The sequence below is a fragment of the Amycolatopsis sp. NPDC051372 genome, assembly GCF_040682095.1.
Lineage (GTDB): Bacteria > Actinomycetota > Actinomycetes > Mycobacteriales > Pseudonocardiaceae > Amycolatopsis.
In genome coordinates, this window is the sequence record NZ_JBFBAF010000006.1 from 193141 (window position 1) to 206173 (window position 13033).

At 71.1% G+C, this 13033-nt stretch carries 10 protein-coding genes; 5 read left to right on the forward strand and 5 right to left on the reverse strand.

What is annotated here, in order from left to right; genetic code table 11:
• Window positions 1-87: 87 nt before the first annotated feature.
• Entirely contained in the window at window positions 88-576 is a 489-nt protein-coding gene (locus AB0M56_RS11745) for a hypothetical protein (protein ID WP_364173908.1), read from the reverse strand.
• A 114-nt stretch (window positions 577-690) separates the two neighbouring features.
• On the opposite strand from AB0M56_RS11745, the gene AB0M56_RS11750 reads away from it, so the two are divergent.
• The 3 genes from AB0M56_RS11750 (at window position 691) to AB0M56_RS11760 (ending at window position 7045) form a co-directional block, all read left to right on the forward strand.
• Window positions 691-2022: a hypothetical protein gene (locus AB0M56_RS11750; RefSeq protein WP_364173911.1), complete on the forward strand. Its 1332-nt coding sequence runs from the start codon at window positions 691-693 to the stop codon at window positions 2020-2022.
• Window positions 2023-2157: 135 nt separating this feature from the next.
• Window positions 2158-3354, forward strand: coding sequence for a hypothetical protein (locus tag AB0M56_RS11755; RefSeq protein ID WP_364173914.1), 1197 nt, complete (start codon window positions 2158-2160; stop codon window positions 3352-3354).
• Entirely contained in the window at window positions 3347-7045 is a 3699-nt protein-coding gene (locus AB0M56_RS11760; RefSeq protein WP_364173917.1) for an FkbM family methyltransferase, read from the forward strand. The genes AB0M56_RS11755 and AB0M56_RS11760 overlap by 8 nt, the downstream gene beginning before the upstream one ends.
• 7 nt (window positions 7046-7052) lie before the next feature.
• Here the strand turns inward: AB0M56_RS11760 and AB0M56_RS11765 are convergent, their stop codons facing one another.
• Window positions 7053-8204, reverse strand: coding sequence for a hypothetical protein (locus AB0M56_RS11765; RefSeq protein WP_364173920.1), 1152 nt, complete (start codon window positions 8202-8204; stop codon window positions 7053-7055).
• A gap of 191 nt (window positions 8205-8395) precedes the next feature.
• On the opposite strand from AB0M56_RS11765, the gene AB0M56_RS11770 reads away from it, so the two are divergent.
• Window positions 8396-9949, forward strand: a complete 1554-nt coding sequence (locus AB0M56_RS11770) for an acyltransferase (RefSeq protein WP_364173923.1) — start codon at window positions 8396-8398, stop codon at window positions 9947-9949.
• A gap of 77 nt (window positions 9950-10026) precedes the next feature.
• On the opposite strand, the gene AB0M56_RS11775 is transcribed toward AB0M56_RS11770, so the two are convergent.
• Together AB0M56_RS11775 and AB0M56_RS11780 are read right to left on the reverse strand one after the other, a co-directional pair.
• Window positions 10027-10695 (reverse strand): response regulator transcription factor, encoded by a 669-nt coding sequence (locus AB0M56_RS11775; protein WP_364173925.1) that lies wholly within the window; start codon window positions 10693-10695, stop codon window positions 10027-10029.
• Entirely contained in the window at window positions 10695-11822 is a 1128-nt protein-coding gene (locus AB0M56_RS11780; protein ID WP_364173928.1) for a sensor histidine kinase, read from the reverse strand. Before AB0M56_RS11780 ends, AB0M56_RS11775 begins: the two co-directional genes overlap by 1 nt.
• A gap of 99 nt (window positions 11823-11921) precedes the next feature.
• Between AB0M56_RS11780 and AB0M56_RS11785 the strand changes: the two genes are divergently transcribed.
• Entirely contained in the window at window positions 11922-12173 is a 252-nt protein-coding gene (locus tag AB0M56_RS11785) for a Smr/MutS family protein (RefSeq protein ID WP_354865862.1), read from the forward strand.
• On the opposite strand, the gene AB0M56_RS11790 is transcribed toward AB0M56_RS11785, so the two are convergent.
• Window positions 12170-13003 carry a helix-turn-helix transcriptional regulator gene (locus AB0M56_RS11790; RefSeq protein ID WP_364173931.1) on the reverse strand — a complete coding sequence of 278 codons (834 nt, stop codon included), beginning with the start codon at window positions 13001-13003 and terminating at the stop codon, window positions 12170-12172. The genes AB0M56_RS11785 and AB0M56_RS11790 overlap by 4 nt on opposite strands.
• Window positions 13004-13033 lie beyond the last annotated feature (30 nt).

Genomic DNA, 13033 nt, shown 5'->3' on the forward strand with positions numbered 1-13033 from the left:
ATGCCGCCCGTCGCGCGTGCAGTGCGCGAGCGGCATCTCCCCTGGACACGGCCAATTTTAGAACATGTGTACGACAGTTTTTGCCGCTCAACGGGTGACGGGCGGCCAGTTTCCGGAAAGAAGTTCACGGGCCCGTTGGAGGATCTGGTCCTCGCAGAAGCTGACGGGTGTGACGTCGGTGGGGATCCAGGCGTCGAGCATCGCGATCCACCGCCGCATCTCGTCCAGCGCATCGGGGTAGTCAAGCCGCCTGTCGAGCTCCCAGACGGCGGTGGCGCCTTCGTTCACCGACACGTCGCCGCGCGCCAGAGCCGCCAGCGCCTCGCCGAGCAGCTGCCAACGGGCCGTCGCCGCGTCGGTGGGCACCTCGATGCCCAGCTCGGCCACAACCTGCGAGAACAGGTCGGACGCGGTCGTGTCGTCGTGGCCGAGACCGGCCAGCTCGGGCAGAGTCGGCGAGTCGAGGCCCGCGACGATCGCCCGCGCCGCCGCGGTGACCAGATCGTCGGGCAGCACGGTCCGGCCGACGAGCCGGTCCATGGCCAAGGCGGCGAGTTCACCGCGGGCGGAGGACATACACCGATCCTACGGACGGCCCTGGACCCTGGACGCCACGCGACTGGCGCGGAATGATCTCGCCGACGAATCGATCACGAGTCGACAAACCGGTACCCCCGCAGGTCCGGGTGCATGAAAAACTACGGCCCCGACCAGTGGCAGAGGATGGCGATGAGCTGGCAGGAAGAGCTTCGGCGGCTGGACTCCGACCTGGCCGCGGGCCGGATCGGGCACGCCGAGCACCGGCACAAGCGCGAGGAGCTGCTCGCGGAGGCCTCGGGTGGGGGGGCGGCCTCGCCGGTGGCGTCGCCGTTGCGGGCGGACGCAGGCGAGATCCCGGCCCAGGTCACCGAGCCGAGCCCGGCCGCGGGGACGTGGAACGCCGAGCCGGTGTCGTGGAACCAGCCCCAGCAGGGCTGGGCGCCGGCCGCGCCGAATACTCCTAATACGCCGAACACGTGGGCCAGCGCCAACCCGGCGATCCAGCAGCAGCAACCCCAGCCCCAGCAACCCCAGCCCCAGCCGGTCTGGCACCCCGTCCAGCAGCAGGTCACCGAGCCCGTGCCCGCCGAGCCGCAGCGAGCGCGCCAGCCGGACAAGCAGGACAAGAAGGCCAAGCCGCAGCGGCCGCCGCGGTCGTCGCTGACCCGGAAGCCGCGGTGGAGCCCGAAGAACGGCGAGCCGTCGTTCGCGACCGCGCCGAGCCCGGCCGACACGCGACCGACCGGCTACCTGCCCGTCACCGGCGACACGAGTGACCTCGGCCGGCAGCAGACGCCCGAGCTGCGCCGCCTCTGGGAGGAAGCGCCGCCGCGGAAGAAGAAGCCGACGTGGCTGTTCCTGTCACTGGGGGTGCTGGTCGTGCTGGCGCTGGTCGTCGGCGGGATCTGGTACATCGGCAACCGGCCGGACCAGAGCGACAGCGCCGACACCGTCTCGCCGCCACCGGTCCCCTCGGCCACCGGCAGCCAGGACCCGTCGGCCTCGCTGGAGGACAAGCTGCCCGCGCTGGCGGGCACGCCGAACCCCGACAACTCGACGATGTCGCTCGACAAGGCCGTGGAGCTGAAGGTGCTGTCGCAGGCCGACGCGGACCTGATGAAGACCGCCACCGCGACCGAGCTCGTCTACCACGCGTACGCCGACACCACGCACACCGACAACGGCACGATCCTGCTCGCCGTGCCGACACCGTCACCCGCGCAGGCCGCGCAGCTCGTGCAGGGCCTGAAGCAGAACCTCACGGCCGGCGGCTTCGACAGCACACCGCTCGGACCCGCGCCGACGGACCTGCTCTACTCCGGCAGCAGCCCGGCCGGGCGGGTCCTCGCGTTCTGGTACACCTCCGGTCCGGTGGCGATCGGCATCGGCGTGTCGCAGCCGCTCACCGACGACGCGGTGGTGCTCCGGTCGCGGATCGAACAGATCCGCACGAAGGTCGCGGCGGCCCTGCCCGCCCGCTGACGCGAGGCCCGGCCACGGAAGTCGACCCGCGGGGTCGCGCGGGGTCACAGCCGTGCACAATGTCCACGTCGTCACACACATCGGGTCGCGGTGGCGCACTGATCGTCGCCATGCCGACAGATAAGGGGGGCCCTGGTGTCCTGGCAGGAGGAGCTGCGGCGGCTGGACGAGGAGCTCGCGTCAGGGCGGCTGTCCGCGGACGACTACCGGATCCGGCGCGACCAGGTGCTGTCCTCGGCCGTCGGCCAGCAGGACCAGCCGGCGCCGCAGCAGGCCGCCCCGAGCGCGGACTCGACGCAGATCATCACGCCGGTCAGCCCGCCGCAGGGGATGCCCCAGCAGCCCCAGCAACAGCCCCCGCAGCAGCAGCCCCCGGCCGCGCCGCAGCAGCCCGCCGGTGACCCGAGCGCGGAGCGCACGCAGGCCGTGCAGTCCTGGCAGATGCAGCAGCACGCCGACCCCGCGCGCACCGAGTACGTGCAGCCCCAGCAGCAGCCGCCGCAGGCGCAGTACTCCCCGCCCGGTGGGTTCCAGCAACCCGCCTCCCCGGCCGGCGGCTTCCCGCAGCAGCAGCCGTGGAACGCGCCCGAAGGCGACCAGAGCCCGCCGTGGGGCGGCGGCGAACTGCCTCCGCTCGGCCCGACGGGCAGTGACTCCTTCCGCCAGGGTCCCGAGTTCTTCGCCGAGAAGCCCAAGTCGGGCAACGGCAAGAAGGTCGGCGCGATCGTCGGCGCCGTGGTCGTGCTGGCCGCGATCGCCTTCGGCGCCTACTGGCTCTGGGGCCGCGACAGCGGGGGCGGCAACGAGCAGCCCACCGCCCAGCCGACGCAGCAGGCGCCCTCCAGCGCGCCGAAGCCGCCGGACCCCCTGGCCGTCGCGAACATGCCGGGCAAGGCCGAGACCCATGACGACATCACGTCGTTCAGCCAGGTCAACAGCCTGTCGTACCTGAACCCCGACGAACTCGAGGCCTACCAGGCCGCCGGCGCCGGCAAGGCCAAGTTCGTGGTCTACCACCTCGACAACGGTGACCAGATCACGCTGCTGCTGACCCAGGCGTCGAGCCCGACCGCGGCGGCGACCGCGGCCGACAAGCTCATGCAGATCCAGGTCACCAACGGCGCCAAGCGCGACACCGCCGCGCCCGACGGCGTCTTCGCGACCACGATCGACAAGAAGGACGGCCAGTCTGCCCAGGAGCGCGGCCACTACGCGCACGGCAACGTGATCGTCCGCATCGACGTCTCCGGCAAGGGAGACCTGTCGACGGTGAAGGCGGACTTCTCCTCCGCGCTGAACCAGCAGCTCACCACCCTGCCTGCCGATGCCTGAGCACGGCAGCACCGGAGCCACCGCCTGCACGATCGTCGCGCGGAACTACGTTCCCGCGGCGCGCGTGCTGGCCCGGTCCTACCTCGCGCAGCACCCGGGCGGCCGCTTCGTGATCGCGGTGATCGACGCGCCGCGCGACGAGGTGACCGAGCTCGAAGACGGCACGCAGGTCGTCGGCCCCGCCGCGTTCGGCATCGACGAGGCCGACTACCTGCGGATGGCCACGGCGTACTCGGTCACCGAGCTCGCCACGTCGGCCAAGCCGTACCTGCTGCGTGAGCTGCTGAAGACGTCCGAGGTCGCGATGTACATCGACCCGGACATCGAGCTGTTCGCCCCGATCCCCGAGGTCACGGAGCTGGCCCGCGAGCACGACATCGTGCTCGCGCCACACTTCCTGACCCCGCTGCCGCAGGACGGCCTCGAGCCGGACGACGCCGTGATCATGGGCACCGGCATGTTCAACCTCGGCTTCATCGGCGTCGGCCAGGGCGCGGGCGCGTTCCTCGACTTCTGGGCCGGGCGCCTGCGCCACGACGCGATCGTGGCGCCCGAGCAGCAGCTGTTCACCGACCAGCGGTGGGTGGACCAGGTGCCGGCGCTGTTCCGCAATCACGTGGTCACCGACCCGGGTTTCGACGTCGCCTACTGGAACCTCCACGAGCGCCCGATCGCGCGCGAGGCCGACGGCACGTACACCGCTGGCGGCGCCGCCCTGCGCTTCTTCCACTTCAGCGGCTACCGGCCGGAGAAGCCGTGGCTGCTGAGCTTCCACTGCGCCCGCAAGCCGCGCGTGCTGCTGTCGCACAACGACGACCTGCGGGCCATCTGCGACTCGTACGGCGCGAAGCTGCGTGAAGCCGGCTACGCCGAGACACTCGACTCGATCCCCTACGGCTTCAAGAACTTCCGCGACGGCACCGAGGTTCCGAAGCTCGCCCGCCGCGTGTTCCGCGAGGGCTGGATCAAGGCCGAGCGCAAGAACAAGCCCGCGCCGCCCCACGCGTACGGCGAGGACGGCGGCCAGGCCCTGCGCGAGTGGCTGGCCACGCCCGAGGACCAGGCGCAGGCCGCCGCCGGGCTCAACCGGCTGACGCACGCGATCTGGGCTTCGCGCATCGACCTGCAGATGGCGTTCCCGCACCCGTACGGCGCCGACGCCGACAACTTCCGCTTCTGGTGCGCCGGTTCCGGCGTCAGTGAGGCCGGGCTGCCCGAGTGGGCGCTGCCCGGCGAGCGGCCCGCCGGCCACCCGCCGGCCGACGAGTTCGGCGTCAACCTGCTCGGCTACCTCACGGCCGAGCTGGGCCTGGGCGAGATGGGCCGGATCGTGCTCGAGGCCATCGAGACCGGCGGTGTGCCGGTGGCGTCGGTGCTCGAGGAGAAGGCGGTGTCGAACCGCACGGGCATCGAGCGGCCGGCGACGGTCGGCGACCCGCGGTTCCCGCTGAGCGTGCTCGCGGTGAACGCGGACCAGACGCGCGTGATCCTCACCAACCACCCCGAGGTCGGCAACGGCCGCTACCGCATCGGGCTGTGGGCCTGGGAGCTCGAGGACTTCCCCGAGTGGCAGCACGAGGCGTTCGGGATGCTCGACGAGGTGTGGACGGTGAGCGAGTTCTGCCGCCGCGCCATCTCCGCGCACTCGCCGATCCCCGTGAAGACGATCCCGGTGCCGGTGCGCGACCCGGGTGAGCCGTCGCCGCCCGCGCGTGAGCAGGGCGAACCGGTGCGGTTCCTGTTCGCGTTCGACTTCAACAGCGTGGCCGAGCGCAAAAACCCGTGGGGTGCCGTCGAGGCGTTCCGCCGCGCGTTCGACGGCCGCGACGACGTGCGCCTCACGATCAAGGCGATCAACGCGAAGCTGCACCCCAACGCGGCCGAGCGCCTGCGCGCCGCGGTGGTCGGTGACGACCGCATCGAGCTGGTGGAGCGCTACCTGTCGGTGGCCGAACTGCACGAGCTGTACGAGCGCAGCACCTGCTACGTCTCCCTGCACCGCAGCGAGGGCTTCGGCCTCACCGTCGCCGAAGCGATGGCGCGCGCGATGCCGGTGATCTCCACGAACTACTCCAGCACCACGGAGTTCCTCGACGCGTCCACGGGCTGGCCAGTGCCGTTCCGGCTGGTGCCGGTGGGCAAGGACAACTACCCGTACCACGCCGACGCCGTGTGGGCCGACCCCGATCTCGACGCCGCGGCCGCCGCGATGCGCGAGGTCGCGGACAACCCGGCCGAAGCCGCGAAGCGCGGCCAGGCGGCGCGCGCGTACATCCTGCGCGAGCGCTCGATGGCCACGGCGGCCAAGTGGATGCGCGAGCAGCTGCAGGACGCGTACGGCGTGTGGCAGTCGGGCCGCCACGCCGGCCGGCCCGCGCCGCCGCACCCGATCACCCCGCTGCACGACGCCGGGCAGGCCCTGCACTGGCGGCCCGAGCCGGCCGCCCCGTCGCGGCTGCCGCTCGCGCCCGCGCTGCGCAAGGCCGTGCTGCGCGCGATCGACCACTACGACGTCCACCAGCGCAAGGTGATGGGCGCGCTGCTGGCCGGCGCGGAGGAGAGCAACCGGCGGCTGCTGGAGCGCATCGAGGCGCTGGAGCACGGCTTCGCCGACGCGGCCCGGGCCGCCGAAGGCGCGCGGAGCGACAGCCAGACGCTGGGCGAGCGCATGAAGACGCTCGACGACACCGTCGGCGAGCTGCGTCAGCGCGCCCCGGACACCGAGCTGGCGCTGCGCAACCTCGAAGCCGACGTGACGAAGCTGTCCGAGGGCTACGGCGGCTTCGGCGCCGATCTCGAGGCGACCACGACGTCGGTGCACAAGATGTTCTCCCAGCGCGACGAGCGGCTGGACGCCGACGAGAAGGCCATCCAGCGCGTGACGCTCGACGTGAGCGCCATGCGCGCCGCCGCCCGCCTGGCCCACGCCCCGGTGCCGCACGGCGCCGACGTGGTGCCGTGCGACGTCGGCGCGCTGCTCATGCCGGTCGACCAGGTCATGCTGCCGTGGATCGTCTTCCACCGGTCCTGGGAAGACGGCGAGGCCGACCTGATGGCGCGCCTGGCCCAGGGCGCGTTCCTCGACGTCGGCGCCCACGTCGGCTACCACACGCTGCGGCTGCTGCGGGCCACGCCGGACGTCACCCGCGTGGTCGCGGTGGAGGCCGACCCGGTCAACGCGGCTTACCTGCGCCGGAACGTCTCCGTCAACCTGCCGCCGGCGGCCGCCGAGCTGGTCACGGTCGTCGAGTCGGCGGCCTGGGACTCGGCCGGGACCGTACGCCTCACGCAGGCCACCGAGGGCAACAGCGGCGACAACCGCGTGAGCGCCGAGGGCCCGGGCATCGAGGTGCCCGCCGTGCGGCTCGACTCGCTGCCGGCGGTGACGGCGCAGCGGATCGGCCTCGTGAAGGTCGACCTGCAGGGCCGCGACCACCGCGCGCTGGCGGGCCTGCGCTCGGTGCTCGAGCGCGACCGTCCGCACGTGGTGTGCGAGTTCGACCCGGGCGCCATCCGGCAGCTCGGCGACGACCCGGCCGCGGTTCTGGCGGGCTACCGCTCGCTGGGCTACACGCCGAAGATCGTCGGCGACTCCGGCCCGGACGAGCGTTCCCTCGACGACGCAGCGCTGATCGCGGCCGCCGAGGGCGACGCCAAGGCCTTCGTGACGTTGTGGCTCGCGCCTGCGTGACTCCCGCTCAGGGGGCCACGTGGGCGATCGCCATCAGGAACGAGCCGTACCACGCGCTGATCGCCGCACCTGCCGGCAACAGCACCACGATGACTCGCGTCGGCATGCGAGCGAGCACCAGTGCGAGCGGCACCGTGAGCACGAAAGCGGGCAGCAGGAACCGCGCGCGCGACTGGAAGTAGTTCGACGACCCGAGCGCGATGAGCACGGTCAGCGTGCCGTAGAGCTGCCACGGCAAGGGCAGCTTCGTGCACCACGTCCACACCAGCAGTGCCACGGCCGCGAGCACGATGATCGCCGTGACGCTGGTCCAGCTGGATCCGTTCGCGGTCAGCCCCTCGCGGACTTGGACCCACGTGAAACGACCGAAGTCGAAGTGCATCTGCCAGGCGTTCTGGAGCCAGAACCAACCGTCGACGCGGCCGGTGCGAAACCCGACGTACGTGAGGTAACCCAGCAGCCCCAACGGCGCGAGCAGACCACCGACCCACGGCCGCCAGCCGTCCTGGCGCCGGAAGATCGCGACGATCGCCGCGACGCCCACCGCGGCCACGAGCGCGCCGGCGCTCGCCCGGGTAAGCCCCGCGAAGATGGCAAGCGCACCCGCGAGCAGCCACTTCCGGCGTGACACGGCGACCAGCGTCCACGCGACGAGGGCCACGAGCAGCGCCTCGGAGTACGCCATGCGCAACGCCGTCGAACCCGGCCCGAGCGACCACAGCACCGCCAGCAGCATCCCCACCCGCGGGCCGGCGAACTCGCGACCCAGCACGAACAGGCCCCACGCCGCGGCGCAGCCGGCCAGCAGCGACACCGCCAGGGCCGCGGGCAGCGCGGGAATGCCGACGAACGTCAGCACCGCGATCAGCGCCGGGTACAGCGGGAAGAACACCAGGCTGTTCTCCCCCGGCATGCCGTTCGCCAGGATCGTCGGCACCTGGTCGTAACCGTGCGTGGCCACTGAGATGAACCAGTTCGAGTCGAACGCGCCCACGAAGCGGCCCGGCGAGACGTCTGCCTTCCAGCTCATCAGCCACAGCACGCCGAAGGCGAGGAGCTGGAAGAGCAGGTACAGGCCGACCGCCGGCAAGGCGGGGCGGATCCTCGCCTGGAAGGCCGAACGGGACTCGAGATCCGCGTCGAGGGTGGTCGACTGCACTCGCGCGGGACTCCTGAACGGCTCGGGTGAAAAGGGACAAATTCCTACCCGATGGTACCTGCGCGTGGCATCTTCCGAGGCCAGAACGCCGCGGGTGGTTTTTCTCGAATCCCGGGCAATTCCGGGGACTGGTCCGCGGCCCCGGAGCAAGGCGCTACCCTGCTTGGGGGAATCAGCACGAGTAGACGGGGGTGGTCGCGCTGGTTGAGCAGCCACCTGCTGTGCAGAAGAAGACCCGCATCGTCTTCATCGACATCGGCCGTGGCCTCGGCGCCCTGCTCGTGTTCTACAGCCACATCGCCCACCCGTGGGTGATCGCGAAGAATGATTCCGCGCCTTACATCAGCTTCGTCGAGGCGCTGACGAGCAATCCGATGCACATGTCCACCCAGGGCATCGGTGAGATCGCCGTGCCGTTCTTCTTCGTGGTCAGCGGTTTCGTCGTCACGCCCATCGCACTGCGCCAGGGCCAGCGCCGGTTCGCCGTGAACCGGCTGATCCGCGTGTACGCGCCGATGCTGTTCGTGGTACTGCTCACCGCGTTGATGCTGGTGGTGAGCCTGCACCCGCCGTCGACCGGGCAGTCGCAGGAACTCAACCCGCTCACGATCTTCACCAACACCTTCCTGGTGAACTACCTGATCTACCCGCAGGTGGTGCTGGTGCCGGTGGCGTGGTCGATGATCGTCGAGGTCGTCTTCTACGTGGTGCTGATGGCCGTGCTGCCGCTGCTGCGCCGCTCGGTGTGGCTGGCGATCGCGGTGGAACTCACGTTCATCTTCGTGGTGATGATGAGCCGGTCGCAGCTCGGGCCGTCGTGGTCGCTGTTCGCGGTGAACGTGTCCTACCTGCCGGTGATGATCATCGGGCAGACGATCTGGGCCACCACGGCGAAGAAGATCCCGCTGTGGACGGGCGCGCTGTACGGCGCGTGCGCCTGGTCGCTGTACGTGCTGGCGGACATCATCGACGTCGGCCGCGTGGACACGTCCTACAACCTCTCGATGGCGTTCGCCGTGGTGCTGTTCATGCTGGGCATGATGGCGGAGCCGAAGCTCAAGCAGCGGAAGTTCTGGACCGCGGTGTCCGAACGCAGTTACTCGATCTACCTGCTGCACATGCTGGTGTCGTTCGTGCTGCTGCAGTTGCTGCGCCCGGCGGTGCCGCTGCCGATCGCGCTGCTGATCGTGATCCCGGCGGTGTTCGGCGTGGTCGAGGTGTGTTATCGGTGGGTCGAGCGGCCGAGCCACGCGCTGGCTCGCAAGCTCTCGTACCGGCGCGAAAAGCCGGCGCCGATCAAGGTCAACAGCGAGATCACGATCGAGATCCCGAAGGTCGCGGAACGGCCTCGGCACGCGGCTGGTTCGGCCAAGGGGTCGGTGTCCGGGTCGCTGAACGGCAGCCTGCCTTCGACGCCGCCCAAGGGGACCCCGAAGCCGCCTCCTCCGAAGACGCCGCCCGGCCCGAAGCCGCCGCCCCCGCCGGCTGACGCGGAGAAGACGGTCATCACCCGGGCCGTCCCGTCTCGCCGGCCGCAGCCGCAACCACAGCCCCGGCCCCCGCTCGCGCAGGAGACAGGCTCCGACCGCACGGCCGAGCCCCGCGCCCGCCACAGCACGCCGCGGCGGCGCCCGTCAGCCCCGCTTGAGCTGCAGCACCAGTCTGACCAGGAAGATCACGGCCAGCGTGGCGACCACGACGATCTCCCACGCCATGGGAGCTCCTTCCGCCGAACACATCGCTGAGTGAGGCGATGCTCTGCCGGTAAGGCGTCCGAACGTGGGACGACGTTCACCGACACGGCGTAACTCACACCTTCGGGCTAGTTGCGTCTCGGCGTCACGAGGCCTGATTCGTACGCCAGGACTACGAGCTGCGCGCGGTCGCGGGCGCCGATCTTCGTCATGATGCGGCTGACGTGGGTGCGCGCCGTGGCGGTGGAGATGACCAGGTGGGCGGCGATTTCGTCGTTGGACAGGCCGCCGGCGACGAGGCCGAGGACCTCACGTTCGCGGTCGGTGATCTCCTTGACCGCGGCGGTGTCGATGCGACGATGCTCCGGGCGGCCGACGAACTCCGAGATCAGCCGGCGCGTCACGGTCGGGGCCAGCAGCGCCTCGCCCGCGGCGACCACGCGCAGCGCGCGCAGCAGCTCCACCGGCTCGGTGTCCTTGAGCAGGAAGCCGCTCGCGCCCGAGCGCAGGGCCTCGTAGACGTACTCGTCGACGTCGAAAGTGGTCAGGACCAGCACCTTCACGTCGGCGAGCGCTGGGTCGGCGGTGATGCGGCGGGTTGCTTCGAGGCCGTCGGTGCCGGGCATGCGGACGTCCATCACCACGATGTCGGGCTTGTGCTCGGCCGCGAGCGCCACGGCTTGCGCGCCGTCGCCCGCCTCGCCGACGACAGCGAAGCCGTCTTCCGTCTCCAGCAGCACGCGGAAACCCGCGCGGACCAGGGCTTGGTCGTCGGCCAGTACCACGGTGATCGTCATCATTCCCCCTTCACGGGCAGCTCGGCCCGCACTTCGAAACCGCCGTCGGTGGCACTGACCAGGCCGGCGTGGACCGTGCCGCCGAGGGCGGCCGCGCGTTCGTTCATGCCGCGCAGGCCGTGGCCCGGTGTGGGTGCGGTGGTGGCGCGGCCGTCGTCGCGGACGGTGAGCGTGAGGGCGCCCGGACGCCGGTCGAGGTGGACGTCCACGTGCTGCGCCCCGTCGGCGTGGCGGACGACGTTGGTGAGCGACTCCTGCAGGATCCGGTAGGTCGCGCCGGCCACGGGCGCGGGCACATCGCCCGCGTCGCCGTGCAGCCGCACTTCGAGGCCCGCGGACCGCGCGTGGTCGAGCAGCTCGCCCAGCTGCGCAAGGCTCGGTGCGGGCGCCTTGTCCTCGCCCGAACGTAGGACTGCCAGCGTCGCGCGCAGGTCGTTGAGCGCCGACGCACTGGCCGCCTTGATGTTCAGCAGCGCCTCTTTCGCCTGCTCCGGCCGCCGGTCGGCGACGTGCGCAGCGACGCCCGCCTGCACGTTGATCATCGCGAGGCTGTGGGCCACGACGTCGTGCACCTCGCGCGCGATCTGCAGCCGCTCCTGCTCGGCCAGGCGGTGGCGGTGCTCCACCGCCTGCTCGCGCCGCGCCGCCAGGGCCGCGAACTGGTAGCGCACGGCGGTGCCGATGCCGATCACCGCCGCCAGCCACACCACGAACACCCCGGCCGAAGGAGTGATCGCGAACGACCGCGTGGCGATCACGTGCGCCGCGTACCCGGCGACGAGCACGCCGGCGCCGGTGCAGCCCGCGACCACCGGGCCACTGCGCCGGGTGAGCATGAACAACGCGATGGTCGGCACCAGGATGATCGGTCCGTTGGGCTCGCTGGAGGCGTAGAACGCGTACGCCGACGCGGCCGTGACCACGAAGACCGGCAGCGGGTAGCGGTGCACGACCAGCAGCGTCAGCACGGTCGCGACCAGCCACGCGGCGCCCGCGGCGCTGAGCAGGTGGGCGCCCGGCTGCCAGCGACCGGCCGCGCTCGTGGCGCCGAGGGTGAACACGAGCACCACGAAGGTCCGGAACACGCGTCCGAACCACGGGTTCCGCGCCCGCCACCAGTCCTGCATGGTGCAGAAAACTACCGCTCACGGCGCCTTCGCGCGTCCGTCCGGAAGCGGCACGATGGCTACGTCCGGTGCAGTACCCGAGTGACCGAGGAGCCGACGATGCCGGAGATGCTGACCGTGGACCTGCACCCGATCTTCCGCAGTGACCGGGACATCGACGCGGCCGTGCGGACCGCGATCTTCCGCGCGGCCAGGGAACGGATCAGGACCGTCGAGATCATTTCCGGCAAGGGCTCAGGCAAGCTGAAGCGGCGTGTGCTGGCCACGCTGAACCAGCCGCACCTCAAGAAGCTCTACCGGCGGGTGGAGGCCGACCCCGCCAACGACGGCCGGGTACTGGTGCACTTCTAGTCGAACGAGCTCGGCAGCTTCGCGGCGGTCTGCTCGTCGGCCGGCGTGTACGTGGACACGGTGATCTCGGAGCGGCGACCCGAGTACAGGTAGGTGAAGTTGAACTTCAGCAGGCCGACCTCGGGGTGGTCGTAACACTTGGTGCGGATCGGCTCGGGGTTCACGTCGTGGCGGTTCCACAGCTGCTCGAACAGCGGCGACTCCGCCTTCAGCCGCTTGACCAGCGCTTTCCACGACGGTTCGGCCACGTGCTCGGCCATCGCCGCGCGGAACGACGCGACCACGCGCGGGGTGTTCTGCTCCCAGTCGAGCATCCGGCTGCGCCAGTCCGGGTTGAGCAGGCACTGGACCAGCGTGTTGCGGTCCTCGAACGGGATGGAGTCGACGTCGCCCATCAACCACGCATACGCGCGGTTGTAGCCGAGCAGGTCGCAGCGCGCGTTGCGGACCGCGACGGGGAAGGGCTCGAGCTGGGTCATCATCTTGCGCATCGACGGCGTGATGGCGTTGCACTCGTTGGCGGCCGGCGGTTCGGCCGCGCCGGCGAGGGTGAACAGGTGCGAGTGCTCGTGCGGGTCGAGGCGCAGCGTCCGCGAAATCGCGCCGAGGACCTGCTCTGACGCGTTGATGTCGCGGCCTTGCTCCAGCCACGTGTACCAGGTGACCCCGACGCCGGCGAGCTGCGCGACCTCTTCGCGCCGCAGGCCAGGCGTACGCCGGCGGCCGCCGAGCGGCAGGCCGACCTGCTCGGGCGTGATGCGGGCGCGGCGGCTGCGCAGGAACGCGCCGAGCTCGCCGCGGCGGAGGCGTTCTTCGACAGCGGTGGTCATGCCCCCAGTTCAGCACAGCGCGTTGCCTGG

Excerpts from the sequence above, each read along its gene's own strand:
- AB0M56_RS11745 (WP_364173908.1), bottom strand. The coding sequence starts at position 576 with ATGTCCTCCGCCCGCGGTGAACTCGCCGCCTTGGCCATGGACCGGCTC.
- AB0M56_RS11750 (WP_364173911.1), top strand. The coding sequence starts at position 691 with ATGAAAAACTACGGCCCCGACCAGTGGCAGAGGATGGCGATGAGCTGG.
- AB0M56_RS11760 (WP_364173917.1), top strand. The coding sequence starts at position 3,347 with ATGCCTGAGCACGGCAGCACCGGAGCCACCGCCTGCACGATCGTCGCG.
- AB0M56_RS11775 (WP_364173925.1), bottom strand. The coding sequence starts at position 10,695 with ATGACGATCACCGTGGTACTGGCCGACGACCAAGCCCTGGTCCGCGCG.
- AB0M56_RS11780 (WP_364173928.1), bottom strand. The coding sequence starts at position 11,822 with ATGCAGGACTGGTGGCGGGCGCGGAACCCGTGGTTCGGACGCGTGTTC.
- AB0M56_RS11785 (WP_354865862.1), top strand. The coding sequence starts at position 11,922 with ATGCCGGAGATGCTGACCGTGGACCTGCACCCGATCTTCCGCAGTGAC.
- AB0M56_RS11790 (WP_364173931.1), bottom strand. The coding sequence starts at position 13,003 with ATGACCACCGCTGTCGAAGAACGCCTCCGCCGCGGCGAGCTCGGCGCG.